This is a genomic window from Pseudoalteromonas sp. APC 3893, from assembly GCF_030408095.1.
Taxonomy (GTDB): Bacteria; Pseudomonadota; Gammaproteobacteria; order Enterobacterales; family Alteromonadaceae; genus Pseudoalteromonas.
Window position 1 is genome coordinate 37847 of record NZ_JASDCD010000016.1, and the last position, 21337, is coordinate 59183.

At 40.5% G+C, this 21337-nt stretch carries 16 protein-coding genes; 8 read left to right on the top strand and 8 right to left on the bottom strand.

The genetic code is table 11. The annotated features are described in order from the left end of the window. Positions 1 to 80: 80 nt before the first annotated feature. Positions 81 to 1025: an ABC transporter substrate-binding protein gene (locus QMA12_RS16130; protein ID WP_087532427.1), complete on the top strand. Its 945-nt coding sequence runs from the start codon at positions 81 to 83 to the stop codon at positions 1023 to 1025. Here the strand turns inward: QMA12_RS16130 and QMA12_RS16135 are convergent. Beyond that, a complete protein-coding gene (locus QMA12_RS16135; RefSeq protein WP_087532428.1) occupies positions 964 to 1578 on the bottom strand; it encodes a fumarylacetoacetate hydrolase family protein in 615 nt (204 codons plus the stop codon). The two genes, QMA12_RS16130 and QMA12_RS16135, sit on opposite strands and share 62 nt — an antisense overlap. A gap of 419 nt (positions 1579 to 1997) precedes the next feature. Between QMA12_RS16135 and QMA12_RS16140 the strand changes: the two genes are divergently transcribed. The 4 genes from QMA12_RS16140 to QMA12_RS16155 all read left to right on the top strand — a co-directional run bounded on the left by QMA12_RS16140 (position 1998) and on the right by QMA12_RS16155 (position 8342). Then, on the top strand, positions 1998 to 4946 hold the full coding sequence (locus QMA12_RS16140) for a TonB-dependent receptor (protein ID WP_290210656.1): 2949 nt from the start codon (positions 1998 to 2000) through the stop codon (positions 4944 to 4946). 76 nt (positions 4947 to 5022) lie between these two features. Next, positions 5023 to 6576 carry a tryptophan halogenase family protein gene (locus QMA12_RS16145; protein ID WP_290210657.1) on the top strand — a complete coding sequence of 518 codons (1554 nt, stop codon included), beginning with the start codon at positions 5023 to 5025 and terminating at the stop codon, positions 6574 to 6576. Between the two features lie 15 nt (positions 6577 to 6591). Continuing rightward, positions 6592 to 7317, top strand: a complete 726-nt coding sequence (locus QMA12_RS16150; protein ID WP_087532430.1) for a SapC family protein — start codon at positions 6592 to 6594, stop codon at positions 7315 to 7317. Continuing rightward, the gene (locus QMA12_RS16155) at positions 7317 to 8342 is read left to right on the top strand and encodes a cupin-like domain-containing protein (RefSeq protein ID WP_176372533.1); all 1026 of its coding nucleotides are present in this window, start codon (positions 7317 to 7319) and stop codon (positions 8340 to 8342) included. Before QMA12_RS16150 ends, QMA12_RS16155 begins: the two co-directional genes overlap by 1 nt. Before the next feature lie 89 nt (positions 8343 to 8431). Here QMA12_RS16155 and QMA12_RS16160 read toward each other — a convergent pair whose 3' ends face one another. From QMA12_RS16160 to QMA12_RS16170, 3 genes are read right to left on the bottom strand one after another with little or no spacing between them, the layout of a single operon-like run. Beyond that, complete coding sequence (locus QMA12_RS16160) at positions 8432 to 9463, bottom strand: glycoside hydrolase family 16 protein (RefSeq protein ID WP_290210658.1); 1032 nt, start codon at positions 9461 to 9463, stop codon at positions 8432 to 8434. Next, a complete protein-coding gene (locus QMA12_RS16165; protein WP_290210659.1) occupies positions 9454 to 11973 on the bottom strand; it encodes an exo 1,3/1,4-beta-D-glucan glucohydrolase in 2520 nt (839 codons plus the stop codon). The genes QMA12_RS16160 and QMA12_RS16165 overlap by 10 nt, the downstream gene beginning before the upstream one ends. Before the next feature lie 13 nt (positions 11974 to 11986). Next, positions 11987 to 13246, bottom strand: coding sequence for a sugar MFS transporter (locus QMA12_RS16170; RefSeq protein WP_290210660.1), 1260 nt, complete (start codon positions 13244 to 13246; stop codon positions 11987 to 11989). Positions 13247 to 13516: 270 nt separating this feature from the next. Here QMA12_RS16170 and QMA12_RS16175 point away from each other — a divergent pair, with 270 nt between their 5' ends. From QMA12_RS16175 to QMA12_RS16185, 3 genes are read left to right on the top strand one after another with little or no spacing between them, the layout of a single operon-like run. Continuing rightward, complete coding sequence (locus QMA12_RS16175; RefSeq protein ID WP_290210692.1) at positions 13517 to 14809, top strand: GH1 family beta-glucosidase; 1293 nt, start codon at positions 13517 to 13519, stop codon at positions 14807 to 14809. A gap of 15 nt (positions 14810 to 14824) precedes the next feature. Next, on the top strand, positions 14825 to 16177 hold the full coding sequence (locus QMA12_RS16180) for an MFS transporter (RefSeq protein ID WP_290210661.1): 1353 nt from the start codon (positions 14825 to 14827) through the stop codon (positions 16175 to 16177). Position 16178: 1 nt separating this feature from the next. Further along, positions 16179 to 17180: a LacI family DNA-binding transcriptional regulator gene (locus tag QMA12_RS16185; protein WP_290210662.1), complete on the top strand. Its 1002-nt coding sequence runs from the start codon at positions 16179 to 16181 to the stop codon at positions 17178 to 17180. On the opposite strand, the gene QMA12_RS16190 is transcribed toward QMA12_RS16185, so the two are convergent. Genes QMA12_RS16190 through QMA12_RS16205 form a run of 4 tightly spaced genes read right to left on the bottom strand, consistent with a single transcriptional unit; the run spans position 17167 to position 21331 of the window. Continuing rightward, positions 17167 to 19140 (bottom strand): response regulator, encoded by a 1974-nt coding sequence (locus tag QMA12_RS16190; RefSeq protein WP_290210663.1) that lies wholly within the window; start codon positions 19138 to 19140, stop codon positions 17167 to 17169. The two genes, QMA12_RS16185 and QMA12_RS16190, sit on opposite strands and share 14 nt — an antisense overlap. A 12-nt stretch (positions 19141 to 19152) precedes the next feature. Continuing rightward, positions 19153 to 19614 (bottom strand): response regulator, encoded by a 462-nt coding sequence (locus QMA12_RS16195; RefSeq protein ID WP_087532439.1) that lies wholly within the window; start codon positions 19612 to 19614, stop codon positions 19153 to 19155. Further along, complete coding sequence (locus QMA12_RS16200) at positions 19615 to 21099, bottom strand: sensor histidine kinase (protein WP_087532440.1); 1485 nt, start codon at positions 21097 to 21099, stop codon at positions 19615 to 19617. A gap of 22 nt (positions 21100 to 21121) precedes the next feature. Continuing rightward, positions 21122 to 21331 (bottom strand): histidine kinase dimerization/phospho-acceptor domain-containing protein, encoded by a 210-nt coding sequence (locus QMA12_RS16205; protein ID WP_087532441.1) that lies wholly within the window; start codon positions 21329 to 21331, stop codon positions 21122 to 21124. Between the last annotated feature and the right edge of the window lie 6 nt (positions 21332 to 21337).

A 21337-nucleotide genomic window follows, 5' to 3' on the forward strand; every position in this document is an offset into this window, starting at 1 on the left:
AGGGCATTATTTTTACAAGAAAATACACGAAAGTTCTCTATACTTTAACTATGTCTTCTCAGGGATATTTCGATAGACGAATGATTAAGTTGCCTAATATTATTAAAATAATACTCTGCTCTACTATCTCTTTAGCTTCTTTTGCATGCTCATCGAACAATATTGATGAAATTACATGGCTATATAGTAACACCGCCCCATTTCATTTAGCTAAGCACGAGCAATCTCCAAATGGAGGACTATGCGATTATTTAACGGAGCAATTGATAAAAGAGTTACCACAAATAAAACACTCTCGCCTGCAATTACCCAACCAACGCATCACAAAATACCTAACGGAAGGCCACGCGGCTTGCCACCCTTGTATGATCTACAGAAAAACAAGTACAGTCAGAGCCATATATTCAATTCCGACAACTGTTTATCCGCCATTCAGCATTATCACGACAAAAAATAACGCTAAGACAATAAGCCGACAACATGGCTCTCCAGTTCGGCTAATCAACTTACTTATAGACAACAGCTTTATTTTTGGTCAAACGGCTGCTCGTCAATTTACAAATGAAATAAATACCATTGCAAAAAATACTGGTGCAAAAGAAAAAGGCTCTTTAAGTTGGGGAAGTGAAAATGAAAGTTATGCGGTGATTTCAAGGTTGAATCATGGCTATATCGACTACTCAATTGATTACCCTTTTGTAGCCGATTACTACAATCGTTTTACTAAGCAAGATAATGTTATAGCCCTGCCAATTGAAGCACCTAAAAACACATTTGTACTCGGTGCGGTTGGCTGCTCTGCTACAGCACCTAATAACTTTGCAGAAAAAGCCCTGAAGATTATTAACGAAAAGCTCAAACAAAGCATCCTACCTTCAGAAAAATACCAAGAGAGTCAACGTAAATGGCTTAAAAACACATTTACAGACTTTGATGAGTATTATCAGCAACTAATATTACAGCCTATTGCGCAACCCAGCTCTGTTGTACAAGAAGCTGATCAGCCAAGTGAAGCTGGGCGTTAAATGTATCTCCTGCATGTATTTGGCCAACCCCTGCGGGTGTACCTGTCATGATAATATCGCCATCATTTAAAGTCATAAATTCATTTATTTGTGCTAAAATCACATCTGGTTTATAGAGCATTAAATCAACATTACCTTGCTGTTGTAACTTATTATTTAGTTGTAAAGAGACTTGTAGTTTTGCGATATCAGCTTGCTTTATAGCAACAAAATCACTAAATAATGCTGCGCCATCAAATGCTTTGGCGCGTTCCCACGGCAGGCCTTTATTTTTTAATTCTGTTTGTAGATCACGTTTGGTTAAATCTAAACCAACTGCAACTTCAGCTAGTTGCCCCCCCTGCACTTTAAAACATATTTCGGTTTCGAAATGCAAATTTTCTGCGCAGTGCTGGCTTAAAAGCACCTCACTAATAGCGCTACTGGGTTTTAAAAACACCACCATTTGCTGCGCAACTTGGTTACCTAACTCTTCAATATGTGCAACATAATTACGCCCAACACAAACAATTTTTGCAGGAGGTATATTTGCTTTAGTTTGCTCACTTGGCATTATCTATTACCCTATAAAACATATGGCTAAATTGAAGTTACAGCATAGCAAATGTGCTTAAGTCTCTGCTAGATTTTATATTCTATTTTAAGATTTGATTGCTCAAACCACTGCAGTTGTTAACTTTAAGCAGGAGAAGTTAACAACATAACTCAGCCTTTTAATCGAGTTTTGCCACATATTTACCATAATACGAAGCATTTAATTAAATCATCCAGATAAATAACTCTCATAAATACAGATAGATAACCTTTAATACCTAATTTAAAAACTGATTTTAATTGACGTGAGTTTTACTTTCTACTAACTTATTGTAAGCGCTTACATTAACAAAGTCGGGTTCGGCGATTTTTTTAAATATAAATGTAAGCGCTTACAAGACAACAACCATAAAAGATAAAACAAATCTGGAGATTTGCATGAACCACACATTCTTTAAGAAAAAACAGCTTGCCGTTAGCCTATCAATGGCGATGGGCTTAAGTGCACTGTCATCTCATAACGCTATCGCCGAAGAAGAACCCGCAACAACAAATGAAATGGAAGTAATACAAGTTTCAGGTATTCGCGGTAGCTTGGTTAAATCAATGGACATCAAGCGCCAGTCAGCTGGTGTTGTAGATGCTATTACTTCTGAAGATATTGGTAAATTCCCTGATACTAACCTTGCTGAGTCGCTGCAACGAATCACTGGTGTATCAATTGATCGCAGTAATGGTGAAGGTAGTAAAATCACGGTGCGTGGTTTTGGCCCTGAGTTTAACCTCGTAACACTCAATGACCGCCAAATGCCAACAACCGGTGGGCGCTCATTTGATTTTGGCAATATCGCAACAGAAAGTGTCAGTGGTGTTGAAGTTTATAAAACAGCACGTGCTGATGCTTCTAGTGGTGGCATTGGTGCAACTGTAAACATCACAACCGCAAAACCACTATCAAATCCAGGTATGCATGCATCAATTGGTGCAAAAGCAGTTATGGATACTTCAAATGAAACTGGTAGTGATGTTACGCCTGAGCTTTCTGGAATTTATAGCAATACATTTAATGATAATAAATTTGGTATTTTAATTTCAGGTTCGGTGCAAGAGCGTGATAACCGCGAGCAATCAATGGCGGTTGATAACTGGATCCCAGATGTAGATTTATCAACATCACCAAACCTTGCCCTAACTGATAACAATCAACGTGCTGATGGTTCAACATGGTATCCGCAAAACGCTGGGTATGCATTTTCAGACAATAGCCGTAAACGTACCAATGGTCAACTAGTTCTACAATATGCACCTACAGATAATATTACCGCGACTGTTGATTACACTTACTCAAAACTTGAGTTTGAAAAAGACGGTCGTAGCTTTGGCGTATGGTTTAATAATGGTGGTAGTGTAAATGCTGCTACCATCAATGAAAATGGTACTTATACACAAGTAACAGAAGTCGGTGGGGATTACTCTACCAACTTAAACCAAGGCCAAACTGAAAACGAAAACAAATCTCTTGGTTTTAATATTGATTGGCAAGTTACTGACACACTTAATATTGAATTTGACGCACACAATTCATCTGCAACAAGTGCAGGTGTTGGTATTGGCCAAGATGCATTCATGATTATCGGTAATACGTCATGTGACTGGTGTGAAAACCCAACGGTTAATATTGATGAGAAAATGGCTTACTTTGGCCAAGGCGAAATCCCACTTATTGATATGACTTTAACTAATGGTCAAGCTGAAATATTACCAAGTGACATGGGTAGCCTATTTGCCGGTGCAAGTAAAGATGAAAACACTAATGACCTAGACCAGTATCAGTTAAAAGGTACTTGGTATAATGAAGACAGCGGCGCATTAGCCAGTATCAACTTTGGTGTTTCACATACTAAAATTGATTTTCGTACAACGTCAGCTTATTCAGGTCAATTAGCTGCTGGTTGGTGGACTAAGTCAGCTGATTGGTATGATGATGGCTTATTCTCTCGTGTAGATAGCACTGGTTTACTTGATGGTTTTTCAGGTGGTGGTAGCGACAAATTATTAAACTACTACTACGATGCTGACTTTGACAAAATTGTCTCAATTGCAGAGAGTATCGACTGTGATCACCCTGATGCTGGCTTAGGTGCATGCACTTGGCCTGCGGATGTTAATGGCCAAGTTCAATCAGGCCCAATTGATGACGATCACCGTGTAAGTGAAAAAACCTTAGCATTTTACATGCAAGCTAACTTTGAAACTGAATTTAACGGCATGCCAGTAAACATTACAACTGGCCTACGTTATGAGCAAACAGATGTGTCATCTAGCAGCCTTGAACGCCCTGCTACAAACATGGAATGGGTAAACGGCAGTGAGTGGTCATATATCTATGCAGATGAACGCACTTTCTCTACAGGTGAAGGCACAACTAAAGAGTTTTTACCTAGTTTTGATATGAACGTTGAAGTAGTTGAAGATGTGATTGCACGTTTTTCTTACAGCAGAAGTTTAGCACGTCCACCTGTAAGTGCACTGCGCTCAACCACCTCATTTTTAGGTAACCCTAAAGTGGGTCAACGTAAAGTGGCTGTAGGTAACCCCGCACTAAAACCTTACACTGCTGACAACGTTGACTTATCACTTGAATATTACTACGGTCAAGGAAGCTATGTATCTGCAGGCTATTACCGTAAGCAAGTTGAAAACTTCTTAGTTAATGTAACAACTGAAGAAACCATCGGCGACATCACTGATGCGTTTATTGGCGAACGTGCTGAGCAAGCGCGCGCTGATTTAGCTGAAGCAGGTATTCAACCTACGGATCAAGCAATCCACGACCAAATAAATACAAACCTAGGTAACGAGTCTGGCACACCTATTTTAGGTGACTCTACAGACCCATTAGCAACCTTCTATGTATCACGTGATACCAATGTTGAAACAGCCAACTTATGGGGTTGGGAACTTGCTTCACAGCACATGTTTGGTGATACAGGGTTTGGTATTGCAGCTAATGCAACATTTGTATTTGGTGATGTTGAGGCTGACCGCGATACTATTGGTTATCAGTTTGCACTGCCTGGCTTAAGTGACTCTGCTAACTTTTCAGCAATTTATGATTTAGATGGTTTATCAGCACGTGTTTCTTATAACTGGCGTGATGAGTTTTTAACAGGTTTTGACCAACATTCTGCTCCTATTTTCACTGAAGCCTATGGCCAGTGGGATGTGAATGTAAACTACGCAGTTAACGAGCAATTTACCGTGTTTATCGAAGGTTTAAATTTAACCGACGAAACACAACGTACATACGTTCGTTACTCTGAGCAGTTACTACGTGCTAACCAGTACGGCGCCCGATACAACATCGGCTTCCGTTACGCTTTCTAGCATTTTGTTGTCAAAAAGCCGCTTTATGCGGCTTTTTTTTGCTACGATGTTTATAGCTCAAACTTGGTAATTACTAATGGCCACATCCACTATAAATCATATTGTTATTATTGGCGGCGGGAGTGCCGGTTGGTTAAGTGCAGGCTTGATAGCTGCTCAACCACACTTAACTCATAACGCGAAAGTCACTTTAATTGAATCTCCCAATGTCCCAACTCTTGGTGTTGGAGAAGGCACATGGCCTACGATGCGCCAAACCTTAAAGACTATTGGTATAAGCGAAACACAGTTTATTCGCCAATGTGACGCGTCGTTTAAACAAGGTTCACGTTTTGATGGTTGGTGCCATGATGCAAAAAATGGCGAAAGTAATGAATATTACTACCACCCATTTAGCTTACCGGTGGCCTATCAAAGCTTGAATATAGCACCTTATTGGTTTGCTCAACATAATGCGGTGAGCTTTAGTCATGCGGTCTCGAGTCAAACTTACTTTTGCGATCAGAACAAAGCCCCAAAAACTCACATGCACGCTGACTATCAAACACATGCAAATTATGGCTATCACTTAGATGCTGGTAAATTTGCACAGTTGTTGCAACAACATTGTGTTGATAAGCTCAGGGTTAATCACATTATTAGTCACGTTGATGAAGTAATTAGCGATGAAGATGATTATATCAGCGCAGTGCAAACCTCTGATCACGGGTTAATAACTGGCGACTTATTTATTGATTGTTCTGGTCATCATGGCCGCTTAATTGATAAATACTACAAAGTGCCACTGCAAACACAAGACCATATTTTGTTTAATGACAGTGCCGTTGCTGTACAAGTGCCATATGCAGATGATGAACAAGAAATACTCTCTTATACCAAAGCCACAGCGCAAGATACTGGCTGGGTTTGGGATATAGGCTTACAAAGTCGCCGTGGCGTCGGTATGGTGTATTCAAGTAAATTTGAGTCAACCCAAGGTGCTAAAGATAAATTAATTAATTATTTAAACACAACGCAAAGTGATTTAGATCTAAGTAAATTAACGATTCGCGAACTTAAATTTACCCCTGGTTATCGTGAGCAGTTTTGGCATAAAAACTGTATTGCAATTGGCATGTCTGCGGGCTTTATTGAACCACTTGAGGCCTCTGCTTTGGTGATGGTTGAACTGAGTTTAAATACCCTATTAGCTAATTTTCCAACTAATAGAAAAGCAATGCCGCAACTTGCAAAACGCTTTGATCAACAAACTCATTATCGCTGGCAACGCATTATTGAATTTTTAAAATTACACTACGTATTATCAACTCGTACAAGTGAATATTGGCAAGCACATAAAGCACCTAGATCAATACCCAGTGCATTGATAGATAACCTAGCTCTGTGGCAATATCAAAGTCCATGGTTAAATGATTTTGACCGGGCGCAGGAGGTGTTTTCAGCAGCCAGTTATCAATACATTTTATATGGTATGAAGCAACTACCGCAGTTTCCTCAAATGAAAATGCCCGCAGCCATTATTGAGCACTTTACTAATAGCCAACAAGATGCAAAACAAGGTTTAGCTAAACTGCCCACTAACCGCCAATTACTTAATCATATTAAAAAATTTGGTCTACAACCGATTTAACAAGCAGGAGGCCACATGGCCAATCACGTTTTACTTGATAACATTAGCCATAAAGACTTAAAAGTAATAACAGAGCGCGGTGCTAAATGGGGTGACACTATTAGCTGCACGGCTATTTTCCCAAATGAATTTACTAAGGTGCAAGCACAGCAACCAATCGTATTTCGTAAACACCCAAACACAGGGCAATTTGAAGCCCTCGCATTATTTGGCTTTGAGAATAATGAAAACTTATTGCTAGATGAGCAAGGTAATTTATCACTTAACTACCTGCCACTGAGTATGCAGCGCCAGCCGTTTTTAATCGGCCAACAAACGCAGTATAACCAAGGTATACCAGAGCAGTCTTTAGTCGTTCATCTAGATTTAGACAGCCCACGTTTAAACCAAGAACAAGGCGAAGCGATATTTTTAGAACATGGCGGAAATAGCGACTATTTAAACCATATTGCACAAGTTCTCAATACGCTGCATATCGAAAACCAAGCCCTACCCGCTTTTTTTGAGCAGCTATTAGCACTTAATTTAATTGAAGCGTTTTCAATTGAATACCAACAAAAAAATGGAGAAAAAGTAACTGTGGGTGGCTTTTATACTATAAACCAACAAGTGTTAAATACACTTAATGGCGAACAACTACAAAAGCTACAACAAGGCGGCTACCTAAATGCTATTTATATGGCCATTGCGTCACTTGAACAAATTCCTACATTACTTAAAAACAAATGGGCTGCGCAGTAATGCAAAGTGCAGCTCAACAAATAAAGCAGCAAGTAAAGCAATGCCATATTAATGATATTAACGACTTGCCTGCGTTTTTAGCCGAGCAAACAGCTCCTATCGTAATCAAGGGAATATGCGCGCATTGGCCTATGGTCCAAAACGCACAACTCGGTGATACTCACGCACTAAAGTATTTAAAAAGCATTGCCAGTAACTCGCCTGTGCGTGCTTTTACAGCAAAAGAAAAAGAGCAAGGTCGTTATTTCTATAATGCAGATATGACCGACCTAAACTTCACGCAATACGCCAGTACCTTAGTTGAGTTAATCACTACACTGGAGCAATCTCTCACAACTGACAATTCAGACTCATACTATATGGGGTCGACTGCATGTGATTATTGCGCACCCGAATTTACAATTAAAAACCCATTAGAGGTAACCACGCATAGCTGCTTAAAAAGCCTCTGGGTAGGTAATCACAGCCGTATTGCAGCCCATTATGATAATGCTGATAATTTGGCTTGTGTTGGTGCAGGTAGCCGTGAGTTTATTTTATTCTCACCTGAGCAGGTCAATAACTTGTACATTGGCCCATTAGAGTTTACGCCTGCAGGGCAAGCTGTCAGCCTAGTTGACTTTACCGCTCCCGATCTTAATCGCTTTCCACGATTTCAAAATGCACTTAACAGCGCTCAAATAGCCAAATTAGAACCAGGCGATGGGATATTCATTCCTGCGCTTTGGTGGCACCACGTAAGCGCTCACAGCCAATTTAACGTGCTCGTTAATTACTGGTGGCGTCAAGCGCCCGATTACCTAGCCAACCCGTTTGATGCCATGCTACACAGCATGTTAGCAATAAAAGACTTACCACAGTCACAGCAAACTCATTGGCAGCAATTTTTTGATCATTATGTATTTAGTAATAACAAAGATATAGGCGATCAAATAGCACCGCATGCTAAGGGTATTTTGGGGGATATTGATGAGCAAACTGCTCGTAGAATTCGTCAACTATTGCTGCAAAAACTAAATCGTTAAACCACTGTTTAGTCTATAGAGAGTGAGTCAAAAGCCTATCAATGTAACGAGTTCGGCGATACAAAAACGGGCTTAAGACTCAAAGTTTGTTACTTGCGATTACCTGGAATCAACTTTGCGCTTGGTTGAATCGTGGCGCAACCTTCACCCGTTTGAGGATTGACAGAGCATTGAAAAACGCGGACATAATCCACCAGCATTTGTTTCTCAAAACCGCTTTTATCAACCCCTTTGTCATTAACATTTGCAGGCCAATTACCGCCAATAGCAAAATTAATTAAAAGGTGAAAACGCTTATCAAAGGGGGCAAAGCCCGTATTCTCTATGAATGTTCCATCTGCTTGTTTTGACTTTGAATACCACTGCTTATTGTTAAAAGTGGCAAAGTGGAGATCATCAACATACCAACGAATTTCATCTTGCTGCCACTCAATAGCATAAGTATGAAATACATCAGCAGGATTTTGATCAGCTGTAAATGTGTAAGGCAAGCCACTATAAACATTTTCAGGCGCTGGGCCACCATAATGCAAAGTGCCATGTATTCGGCTTTCAAGGGTACCTACAGGGGCTGTTTTATCATCTGTTAGGGTCTTTAAGTTTACCGCTTCCATGATGTCTATTTCGCCCGATGACGCCCACGTGCCGTATTCCCAATCGGTGGGTAACATCCAAATTGCAGGCCAAGCTCCCTGCCCAGCAGGTAGTTTTGCACGAACCTCAATACGGCCATAACGCCAATCGCCCTGGCCCTTAGTTCGCAACCGCGCAGAGGTAAATGGCTGTGTGCCTTGCAGCTTAGCTTGCGCTTCAGTACTTACTTCATCAGCGTTATATAAAGGTCCGGTGTAATCTTCTTTTATCGCGACAATATGCAATAAACCGTCTTGCAGGTAACTATTTTGCTCGCGTGCTGTATAGCACTGCTGCTCATCGTTACCACCACCTCGGCAGTTAACTTCGTGCTGCCACTTATTTAAATCAAGAGTGGCCGCATTAAATTCATCTTGCCAGACAAGCTGCCAACCCTGACCAATACTGGCCTGAGTTGGCGGCTGTGAGGTTTGGCAGGCGCTAAGCGCACCTGCCAAAACTATGAGAAATAGCGATTTTACTGACATGAAATAACGTTCTCGTTAGCTTGCTTACTGGTAATACTAAGCTTAGCAATAGAAACCTGCCATGGTGCTGAAGTACTTAACTGCCAAGGTGAGAACACCTGCGATAAATTGACACCTTGCTCAGTAAAGCAAGCCAAGTCTATATTGACTGTTTGCCACTGATTTGTACTTTGCAGTTGTTTAGCAATATCAAATTTACCTTGGCAATCTTCACCACACTGCATACCAAGCCAAAGTGGCGCATCAGCACTTTGCTCTACTTTAACTTGCATTTGTAGCTGGCCTGATTTTTCAACGTATGAGCGTAAATCTGACGGAAACGAAGCCATTAAACGTACAGCAGCAAGCTCATTACCAGTAAAGGTTATGGCACGCGCATCTTCTTGAACCTCTTTATCAAAGGTTTTAACACTGACAGCGCCCACAGATTCACGGCTACTCGCCATTGTTTTTTGTTGTTCGCCACTTTGTAGTACTAAGCCCCACGGCGCTTTAACTGCACGCTCAAATAACACTAAGTCTTCAAGCTGCTGTGTTGCATTGCTTTGCTCTGCTAAATCATCAGCAAGAGTGTTTTTATCTGCATACGTTAAGCCAAAGCCATAAGGTAATAACGGCGCGTAGTTAGCATCGCCTCTATTTTCGTTATCAATTGGATTATTAGGCCACGAAAATGATAACTTACCCTTAAAGTCATGGTTAACTGAACCATCGGCATCAGCAAATAGTACATCACTTATTGCATCTCCTTCGCTGCCTGGTAACCAAGTCGCAACAAAGGCATCGCTGGCATTAAGTTCAGCGTTTACCCACATTGGACGACCACTAATAAACAGCGATACAACGGGGATCCCTGCTGCTTTAAACTTACGCAGCAATGCTAAATCTGTTTTATTACCACGTTGATACTCAAGGTTATCTAAGTCACCATTACCTTCAGCGTATGGTTGCTCGCCAAAAACGACAATTGCAACATCTGGACGAGTATTGAACTCACCGTTTAAGTCATACTGAACTTGCCCGCCTGCTTGCTTAACAGTGGATTCAATACCATCCAAAATCGATGTGCCACCAGGGAAATCGCTATTTTCGTTACCAGTACCTTGCCATGTAATACTCCAACCACCCGATTGCATACCAATGTTATCGGCACCTAAACCAGCGACCAATACGTTTGCTTTAGGTGAAAGAGGTAACAACTGTGCTTTATTTTTAAGTAATACTAATGACTCACGTACAGCCTGCTTAGCAATTTCGCGATGTTCAGCACTGCCTATTACCTCTGTTTTTCCTGATAATGGCCGTTGTGCTGGGCTTGGCTTATCAAATAACCCTGCGCGCATTTTCACTCGTAGAATACGTGTTACCGCATCATCAATGCGTGACTGCGCAATCGCACCGTCCTTAACCTGGGTTATTAAGTTTTCATATAATGGCTTCCACGCATCAGTCGGCACCATGTATACGTCAAGGCCTGCATTTGCAGCTTGTGCACAATTACCATTTGTACAGCCTGGGATTTGTCCGTGGCCGTTCCAATCACCAACAACAAAACCATCAAATCCCATTTTGCCTTTTAGCACATCAGTAAGCAGGTACTTACTGCCATGTATTTTCTCGCCATTCCAACTGTTAAAAGACGCCATCACAGTTTGCGCCCCTGCGCCTAAACCGCCTACATAGCCTTGAGCATGAATATTAAATAAATCAGCTTCGCTATCAACGTTATTTCCTTGATCGTCACCACCTTGCGTACCGCCATCACCTAAGAAGTGTTTTACTGTGCTGATCACACGCTTATCAGATAAGAAGTCTTGCTCCACAGCGCCCTGTAAGCCTTTTACTATGGCAGCAGAATACTCTTTTACTATTTCAGGGTCTTCTGAGTAACCTTCGTAAGTGCGACCCCAACGGTCATCACGCACAACAGCAACGGTAGGTGCGAATACCCAATCAATCCCCGTCACCATAACTTCTTGTGCTGTAGCAGCTGCAATTTTTTCAATTAAGGCAGGATTATTGGTCGCACCTAGACCGATATTATGCGGGAATAAGGTTGCGCCAATAACGTTATTATGACCATGTACGGCATCTGTGCCCCACATAGTCGGAATACGACTGCCATCAAGTGAATCATCGATTGATGCTTGGTACATTTTTTCAGCTAGATCTATCCAATCAGCAGCACTGGCATGTTTGTTATTATTTGGAAAAGCTCCACCACCATTTAGGTAAGAGCCAAACCCATATTTACGCATATCTTCTACTGTAATATCGCGTATTTCTGGCTGTATCATTTGCGCTATTTTTTGCTCAAGTGTCATGCTTGATAATAATTTAGCTATTTTAGCTTCCATCGCAGCATCATCTTTAATGCCTGTGGTGATCATGGGCCAAATTTCTTGCTCATCCGTTTTTTTTGTTTGCATTTGATCAGGCCCAGTACAGCCGTTCATCGCTATTGTCGCGATCATCAGCGCCGAAAGTGTGAATGGTTTTTTTAATGTCATGTTTTGCACCTAATTATGAATGACGAGTTGAAGATACTTTTGAGCCAAATAGCGCAAAGTAAGTGATATAAATATAACAACCGATGGGAAGTAACAGCGCTAGTTGCACACCAATACTATCAGCCAGCACACCTTGTAAAAGTGGAATAATCGCACCACCAACAATTGCCAAGCATAAAATACCTGACCCTTGCGAGGTGTATTTCCCCAAACCCTGTAGCGCTAAGCTAAAAATAGTTGGGAACATGATTGAGTTACATAAGCCCACGAATAAAATGGCCCACATTGCTAGTGTGCCTTGCCCTGTCATAGCAACTAAAATGAGCACTACGGCTAAAACAGCATGGCAAGCTAGTACTGTATGAGCGTTAATTTTTTGCATAATGACGGCACCAGCAAAACGACCTATCATTGCGCCTGCAAAGTAATAACTAATATAATGAGCTGCTTGTTGCTCGCTTAACGCTGCAATGTGGTCAAGAGTTAAAAAGCCTACCAGAAAGCTACCAATTGCTACTTCAGCACCTACATAAACAAAAATACCTAAAGCACCAAAAATAAGATGGCGATATTGCCAAACACTACCTAAATCAACAAAGTTATCATCTACTTGAGCATTTTCATTTGAATCCGCTTTACCAAGCTTAGGTAACTTCAATAATGCAAATATTACAGCAAGTACTAGTAAGCTTGCCGCTAAAATTAAATAAGGTAGTTTGACTTGTTCAGCTGTGGCTTGGCTTACTTCGCTGAGGATTAACCAACCACCAAAGATAGGCGCTACGGTTGTGCCTAAAGAGTTAAAGGCTTGTGTCATTGTTAAACGTGATGATGCCGTTTTAGCTGAGCCTAAAACACTAACATAAGGATTCGCAGAGACTTGTAAAATTGTGATACCACTTGCTAATACGAATAAAGCAAACAAAAATAGTTCATACACGTGTGCATCTGCTGCTGGGTAAAATAGTGCACAACCTATTGCTGCAACAACTAAACCAACGACAATACCGTACTGATAACCTATTTTGCTTACCAACTTCCCTGCAGGGATTGACATCACAAAGTAGGCTCCAAAAAAGCAAAATTGAACTAGCATTGCTTGGGTATAATTGAGCGAGAACATTCCTTTTAAATAAGGAATTAAAATATCGTTTAAACAGGTAATAAAGCCCCACATAAAAAACAATGTGGTCAGTGACGCTAAAGCAAATGTTTGCTTAGGCATCCCCTGTACTTGGCTGTGGTGATTTGTTGTCAAAGGCGCTTGTGCCATAATATATCTCTAATTAATTATTAATTATCAGTTCATTACACCTATTAGGGTACTTTAAGTATAATTTTTAAAAGCAAATAATAGTTGCAACATAAAATGTAAGCGCTTACATTTATATCATATAAATCGAATTTAGCAATTTATTTACAACAATATTGTAAGCGCTTACATAAACCAGCTATATTGTATTCAACCTTATACAAATTGCTATTATAAGTTACAGGACACCCAATCGTGTTTAAAACAATTTCTTTACCCAGCCATTCGCCAATGCTAAAACCATCATTTACATTTGGAGTGGCTACAGCGTCCTTTCAAATAGAGGGGGCGAGAGACACACGCCTAGCATGCATTTGGGACACATTCTGTAAACAGCCTAATGCAATTACAGATAAAAGTGACGGCGACACTGCATGTGATCACGTTAATTTATGGCAACAAGATGTAGAGATGATTGCTGATTTAGCTGTTGATGCCTATCGACTTTCTATTTCATGGCCTCGTGCAATGAACCAAGATGGTACTGCTAATCAACAAGGTATGGGCTTTTACCGCGATTTACTAGCGGCATTAAAAGCACGAAATATTAAAACCTATGTCACTTTGTATCACTGGGATTTGCCTCAGTATTTAGAAGATGATGGTGGCTGGGTAAACCGCGATACCGCTTATGCTTTTGCAGCCTATGCCGATATTGTCAGTAAAGAGCTTGCTGGGTTGGTTGACTCCTATGCAACATTAAACGAACCATTTTGTAGCGCTTACTTAGGCTATGAAATTGGCGTACATGCACCAGGCATAAAAAGCCAAAAAGCAGGACGTCAAGCTGCACATCACTTGTTACTTGGACATGGTCTTGCCATGCAAGTATTGCGCAAGAATAGCCCTGAAACAGAAGCCGGCATTGTTCTTAATTTTAGCCCAACCTACCCACTTACAACTAATGACAAATTAGCTGCATTTCAAGCTGATCAATATCATAACCAGTGGTATATAAAAGCGATAATAGAAGGCGAGTACCCGTCACTACTCAATGAACTACCAGAGCAAGTACAGCCAGACATTCAACCACAAGATATGGCAATAATAAGCCAACCTATCGATTATTTAGGGGTCAATTATTACACCCGCATCCATTATAAATGTACTGCTGATAACTGGTTCGAAGAAGCCAACCTAACTAATGTGCCGATTACAGATATGGGTTGGGAAGTATACCCACAAGGCTTAACTGAACTGCTGGTATCATTAAATGAGCTTTATACTTTACCAAAAATTTATATTACGGAAAACGGTGCCGCAATGGCCGACAGCGTTCATGACAATCAAGTACTCGATTATGAGCGTGTAAGCTATTATCATACCCACTTAAATGCTGTTAACGATGCCATAAACCAAGGTGTAAACGTACAAGGGTATTTTGCCTGGAGTTTAATGGATAATTTTGAATGGGCCTACGGCTATGAAAAGCGTTTTGGCCTCGTTTATATTAATTACCAAACTCAGCAACGTATACTTAAAGAAAGCGCTAAACAATATTGTGCACTATTAAAACAACGCTAATAATGAGTACCTACCATGCTAACTAAAAAAGAAAAAATAGCCTACGGTTTAGGTGATACTGCAAGCAACATTATCTTTCAAACGGTAATGCTATTTTTAACTTTTTTCTACACTGATATTTTTGGTATATCACCGGCGGTGGTAGGCACATTATTTTTAGTGGTACGAATTGTTGACGCAGTAACAGATCCACTAATGGGCTCGCTTACTGATTCAACTCGTACTCGTTATGGCAGTTATCGCCCGTATTTACTGTGGCTAGCAGTGCCATTTGGGGTGATCAGTATTATCACCTTTACCACACCAGAGTTATCGCCAACGGGGAAAGTGATTTATGCGTTTATTACTTACACCCTGTTAATGTTAGTTTATACCGCAATCAATATTCCCTACTCCGCTCTAGGCGGCGTACTGAGTAAAGATCCAAATGAGCGAGTATCTATTCAATCATATCGCTTTGTATTTGGCATGCTTGGCGGCCTAATCGTCAGTAGCTGCACATTGCCACTTGTGGATTGGCTCGGTAAAGGCGATAACGCGTTAGGCTACCAGCTAACCATGGTGCTGATGAGCTGCCTCGGTGTTGCATTATTTCTTATTTGTTTTAAGTTCACTAAAGAGCGCGTGAGTGCAGCACAAAATAGTCAATTAAAACTTAAACAACAGATGGCTGTACTTTGGCGGAACGGTCCATTTAGAGTGCTTTGTGGTGCATCATTGATGCTACTAACCAGTATGGTACTACGTACAACTCTGGCTATTTACTACGTTAAATACGTACTTGGTGAAGCAGATCTAGTCACACAATTTGTAACATTAGGCATGCTTGGAAATATTTTAGGTTGTGCGTGCGCCCAACCTCTTAGTAAATATGTTGATAAAAAAACGGCTTATATTTACCTACAATACATCTCCGCTGCCATTAGCTGTATCGCATTTTGGCTCCCTGGTGAAAATCTGTTCCTTGCGTTTTTAGTGTACTTTTTATGGTGTTTCTTTACTCAAATGGCAACACCATTATTATGGGCAAAAATGGCCGATACAATTGAGTTTGGGCAATGGCAAGACGGCCAACGTTTAACCGGCTTGGTCTACGCTAGCGTAGTATTTTTTATTAAACTTGGCCTAGCTCTTGGTGGCGCAGGTGCTGGGTGGTTACTAGCCTATTATGGTTATCAAGCAGATACTGAGCTTTCACAAGCAACTAAACATGGCATATTAACCTCATTCACTTTATACCCCGCTATCGGCAGTGTGCTTGTCGCCGTGATCATGAAAAGGTATATTCTGGATAATAAAACCGTAGCGCAAATAAATACTGATTTAACAGCTCGAAATAAAGCATCGTCTGATACGAAAAAGGATTAACATGGCCACCATTTATGAGGTGTCAAAGCTTGCGGGAGTATCGCTGGCAACTGTCTCAAGAGTTATGAATAACAATGCTAATGTAACTGATGTAACTCGAAAAAAAGTCATGTCTGCGATGGCGGAGCTTGGCTACCGACCAAATTCAATTGCGCAATCACTTGCATCAAACTGTTCGAACAGTGTTGGCTTATTGGTGTCGGAACTATCTGGGCCATTCTATGGGCCTATGATGGGCGGTATTGAGACTGTTTTTCGCGCTCAGGGCAAACACGTTATTATCGCTGCAGGTCATAGTGTTCAAGAGCAAGAAGAGCAAGCTATTGAGTTTTTAATTAGCCGTAATTGTGATGGTTTAATACTTCATGTTGAAGCTGTGACAGATGAGTACTTAATTGAACTGAGCAAAGGAAAAACCCCGTTTGTCGTACTAAATCGATATATTAGTGAGCTGGCTGATCGGTGTATTATTTTAGATAACGTACATGGTGGTTATTTAGCAACTAAATATGTATTAGAACAAGGCCACAAAGAACTAGCCTATATCAGCGGGCCTCTGTGGAAAAAAGACGCCCAAGACCGTCTCGCAGGCCATAAACAAGCTTTACGTGAACATAACTTAGATTTTAATGAGCAATTATCGTACGAAGGTAACTTCATGGAAGACAGTGGAGCACATGGCTTCACACACCTATATCGTAGTGCTCATAATTTCACTGCACTCGTTTGCGCAAATGATGAAATGGCGACCGGTGCAATGGCCAGTGCCAGAGAGCATCATATCAATATGCCAAGTCAACTTTCTATTATCGGTTTTGATAACGTCTTTTTCACCCGCCACATTTCTCCTGCACTCTCTACCATTAATTACCCTATCGATGATATGGGCAAAATGGCAGCAAATTGGATATTAAGTAAAGTTTATAAAAAAACGACACCCAAATTACAAACGCTCTTTGAACCTGAACTTGTAATTCGTCAGTCTATTATCAGGCATCAATAAGGCCTGATAATAAAGACAAATTAATTGGTTTTAATAGCACTTGTTCAATTTTCAACTGCTCTATTTGTATAGGATCTGGCTCAACACCGCTGACAATCACGCGTTTTAGATGTGGATAGTGTTGTTTAACATATTTAGCGAGTTCAAGGCCACTGCCGTCCGGCAAATGCATATCTAGCAATATTTTATCGTAGTTTGCATCCGATTTAAGCATTGTTGTACATTGCTCAAAACTGTCTGCAATAGCGGTTTCTACCCCTAAACTTTCCAGTAAGAGTTGGGTAATTTGAGCAGCGTCGGCATCGTCCTCAACTAATAAATACCGTATTGTTGATTCGGATGTGTCGGGCTCTTTATCTACATTGGCTATTTTAGCGGCTGGCTTGTGGCTGTTAGTTAAATAACTTTGTAAGCATTGATAAAGTAAACTCGCATCGACGGGCTTTCCTATTACATCATTGAACCCTAAGGCTGTAAGTTCGCTATGGATCCCTTTCATCGTCGCTGCAGTGAGTGCAATAATCGCACCTGAAAAGCCCATTTTTCTAAGCTCGATTGTGGCCTCTTTGCCGCCCATTACTGGCATATGGATATCTAAAAATACAATATCGTAAGGTTCTCCTCTTTGCTCTGCTTTCTTCACTTTATCGAGAGCTTGCTTACCATGTTCAGCATAATCTACTCTAGCACCTGCCGATGAAAGCATATGCCCTACAAGTACGCGTAAATCTCGCAAATCATCAACCACCAATACACGGCCAGATACTTTACAAGGCGCTGTTTTTTGCTGCATATTGGGTGTTAAATCAAGTTTCAGCACGTGTCGTTCAACATTTTCAATATTACCTGGGTACAGAGAAATAGTGAACTCAGAGCCTTCTCCTATTTCAGACTCTAAAGATATACCACCTTGCATTCGGCTTAATAATTCAGAGCAAATAGCCAGCCCAAGCCCTGCTCCACCAACAGAGCGAGATTCTACATCTGCAATTTGCTCAAATGGCTTAAATATTAATGCCTGTTTCTCTGGAGCAATACCTAAACCTGAGTCTTTAATACTAAAAAACAGCATTTCTCTGTTATCAACAACCATAGTCCAAGCACGAACGATAATCTCACCTTGTTCGGTAAACTTAATCGCGTTATTGATAATATTGATCAGTATTTGACGAAAGCGTGTAGCATCAATGCTAACAATCAATGGTAAAGGGTGTAATGATTCAAATCGTAGTGATAAGCCCTTATCAAGCGCTGAGACCCGCATTAATGTAAACACATCTGCCATTAAGCTATCTAAGTTTACATCTGTACAGGTTAATTCAAGTTTGTCAGCAGCTATTTTTGATAAATCGAGCACATCATTTAACAAGCTGAGTAAGTGTTTTCCGTTACGATAAATAACACCGAGCTCATTACCAGCGCTATCATTAACTTCACTTTGCATGAGTAATTCAGTATATCCTAAGATGGAAGACAACGGCGTACGTAACTCATGACTTAAATGCGCTAAAAAGCGATCCTTAGAGCGATTTTCAGCCTCAGCTTTAAGCCTTTCTATACGCTCATCTTCAACATCTCGTCGTGCTAATGCATAACGAATTGAACGGGCAAAACGACTGCTGCTCATTTCATTTTTAACAAGGTAATCTACAGCTCCGGCATCAAGAGCCGCTGAATCCAGCTCCTCATCTGATTGCCCTGTAAGCATTATTATTGGCCCGTTAAAGCCATTTTCAACAGCTTGCTTTAATACCGCTAAGCCATCAGATGCACCTAAACGGTAGTCAAGCAGGCAAATATCATGCTGATTTTTACTCAGTACACTAACCGCCTGCTTCGGTTCGCTTATCCACTCTATGTCAAATGTATGAGAACTTAACTGCTCTAAATAGTCACAGGTCAGAATATAATCATCTTCATCATCTTCAACTAGTAACAGTTTAGTAGGCTTATCTAACATAGCGTCTCCACTTTAATCGTTAAAAGTACTAGGTAACTCAACGAATTCAACCCAGTATTTACCTAGTGCTTTCATTAAATCGACTAAGCCATCGAAAGTAACGGGTTTAGTGATATATGAAGCAGCGCCTAAATCATAACCTTTAACCATGTCTTCCTCTTGCTTTGAGGTCGTTAAGATCACAACCGGTATCCCTTTTAAATTTGGATTAGCTTTAATTGCTTGTAGTGCTTCGCGGCCATCCATTCTTGGCATATTCAAATCTAACAGAATTAACCCAGGGCGCGGTGAAGCATCTTTGTTTTCAAATTTGCCTTTGCGTTCTAAGTATTCAAGTAACTCGACACCGTCTTCAACAAAGTGTAACTCGTTTAATACACGACTTTCAGCCAATGCATCTTGCGTTAATAAACGATCATCTTCGTCATCATCAGCCATTAAAATGGTGATAGGTTTTACTTTAGTGAATGGCATTTAAGCCTCTCCTTGCAATGTGAAAAGCTCAGCTTCCACAGGTAGTTTGATGATGAAAGTAGCTCCCTCACCGATTTTACTTTGTGCCGTTATCGTTCCACCGTGACGTTCAACAATACGTCGACACACGGATAAACCAATTCCTGTGCCTTTATATTCTGAGCGTCCATGTAGGCGTTGAAACGGTACAAAAATTTTGTCTGTATATTCTTGTGAAAAACCAATGCCATTATCTTTAACAGTGATAACTTGCCATTCGATCTCTGTATTATGGTCATCACTAAATTCGCTGTGATGTTGATAATCTACAGTGATAATGGGTGCCACACCTTCTCGTCTAAATTTAACGGCATTAGATACTAAGTTTAAAAATAACTGCTGCATTTGGCTTGGGTCAGCCTGAATAACAGGCATATCTGAGATACTAACTTGCGCTTTTGATTCTTTAATCGCGATTTCTAAATCACTTACAATTTCATTAAGCACTTGTTTTAAATCAGTATCAACAAAGTCTTTTCCTCGCGTTGTCACACGGGAAAACTCTAATAAATCATTTATCAAATTCGACATACGTTGCGCCGCATTTTTCATTCGTGCAATATAGTCAATGCCTTTTTCGCCTAGTTCATCTTTGAACATGGTTTCTAATCGGTCACTAAACGCTTGTATTTTACGTAACGGTTCTTGCAAATCATGGCTTGCGACAAATGCAAACTCTTCAAGCTCCCGGTTGCTTCGACTAAGCTCATCAGAGTATAGCGTCAATTCTTGAGTGCGTTCAGTCACCTTTGAAGCCAAGGTTTCGTTTTGATGTTCTAGCTCTAGCCTGTATTTTGCCGATTCTCGTAAATTAATTCGAATCAGTATAAACATACCTATTATTAATAAAGCACTCGTCACCGCAGTAATCGCAAAAGTAATTTTAGCTTCTTTTTTAATTTGTCCTAATTTTTTAAACTGCACCAGCTTAAAAGTAGACTCAGCATCCTGAATTTCATCGGCTAAAACGCGTATTTCACGATACAAATTGCGTCCTTCGTGCGTTTCCAATAAATAATGAGCTCTGCGCTCTTTGTCTGCTAAAGCGAGTTGAGCTGTACGTGTTAGTACCGCAACCTTTTCATCGACTAAATGAAGCAATTGCGCGACTTTACCTGCTTGTCCATCAATTTCAGAGCGTAAACCTTTAACTAATGCAGCCTGCGAGTTTAATTGTTGCAAGGCATCGTAATATGGCGCTAAATAATCATCTTCGCCGGTAAGTAAATAACCACGTTGACCCGACTCAGCTTGAACAATTGATAAATGTAGTTTTTCTATTGCGCTATTGAGCATGCCGGTATCATCTAAGCGCTGTTGTGTTTGGCTTAAACTTTGAATCGTGTTGCTAGCTAAAAATGCATTTCCCACAATAATACACAGTACAACGGCGATAAAACTTGCCCAAACGATATTAGTTTTACCTTGTTGCTTTTGCAGCTTCATTTACTTTCCTTTATCATGAAATTTACTCAGTTGAGTTTAAGTCTGAAATATTTTGTAAGCTCTCACTACACTGCTGACAATTTGCAATAATTTTATCAAGTGCTGCCAATGCTTTGTCTTTTGGCATGTCATTTTCAAGTACTAATTTTATCAACTCTGCATTCATTGAAATTCGATTCAAAGGTGCTCGAGCATCATGAACCAGTGTTCTTAATGTTTCGTTATTACTCATGAATCT

What these genes read in the sequence shown, in the direction of transcription:
- QMA12_RS16130 (WP_087532427.1), top strand. Translation starts at nt 81, where the DNA reads ATGATTAAGTTGCCTAATATTATTAAAATAATACTCTGCTCTACTATC.
- QMA12_RS16195 (WP_087532439.1), bottom strand. Translation starts at nt 19,614, where the DNA reads ATGCCATTCACTAAAGTAAAACCTATCACCATTTTAATGGCTGATGAT.
- QMA12_RS16160 (WP_290210658.1), bottom strand. Translation starts at nt 9,463, where the DNA reads ATGTCAGTAAAATCGCTATTTCTCATAGTTTTGGCAGGTGCGCTTAGC.
- QMA12_RS16140 (WP_290210656.1), top strand. Translation starts at nt 1,998, where the DNA reads ATGAACCACACATTCTTTAAGAAAAAACAGCTTGCCGTTAGCCTATCA.
- QMA12_RS16185 (WP_290210662.1), top strand. Translation starts at nt 16,179, where the DNA reads ATGGCCACCATTTATGAGGTGTCAAAGCTTGCGGGAGTATCGCTGGCA.
- QMA12_RS16155 (WP_176372533.1), top strand. Translation starts at nt 7,317, where the DNA reads ATGCAAAGTGCAGCTCAACAAATAAAGCAGCAAGTAAAGCAATGCCAT.
- QMA12_RS16170 (WP_290210660.1), bottom strand. Translation starts at nt 13,246, where the DNA reads ATGGCACAAGCGCCTTTGACAACAAATCACCACAGCCAAGTACAGGGG.
- QMA12_RS16180 (WP_290210661.1), top strand. Translation starts at nt 14,825, where the DNA reads ATGCTAACTAAAAAAGAAAAAATAGCCTACGGTTTAGGTGATACTGCA.
- QMA12_RS16165 (WP_290210659.1), bottom strand. Translation starts at nt 11,973, where the DNA reads ATGACATTAAAAAAACCATTCACACTTTCGGCGCTGATGATCGCGACA.
- QMA12_RS16135 (WP_087532428.1), bottom strand. Translation starts at nt 1,578, where the DNA reads ATGCCAAGTGAGCAAACTAAAGCAAATATACCTCCTGCAAAAATTGTT.
- QMA12_RS16190 (WP_290210663.1), bottom strand. Translation starts at nt 19,140, where the DNA reads ATGTTAGATAAGCCTACTAAACTGTTACTAGTTGAAGATGATGAAGAT.
- QMA12_RS16175 (WP_290210692.1), top strand. Translation starts at nt 13,517, where the DNA reads ATGCTAAAACCATCATTTACATTTGGAGTGGCTACAGCGTCCTTTCAA.
- QMA12_RS16145 (WP_290210657.1), top strand. Translation starts at nt 5,023, where the DNA reads ATGGCCACATCCACTATAAATCATATTGTTATTATTGGCGGCGGGAGT.
- QMA12_RS16200 (WP_087532440.1), bottom strand. Translation starts at nt 21,099, where the DNA reads ATGAAGCTGCAAAAGCAACAAGGTAAAACTAATATCGTTTGGGCAAGT.
- QMA12_RS16150 (WP_087532430.1), top strand. Translation starts at nt 6,592, where the DNA reads ATGGCCAATCACGTTTTACTTGATAACATTAGCCATAAAGACTTAAAA.
- QMA12_RS16205 (WP_087532441.1), bottom strand. Translation starts at nt 21,331, where the DNA reads ATGAGTAATAACGAAACATTAAGAACACTGGTTCATGATGCTCGAGCA.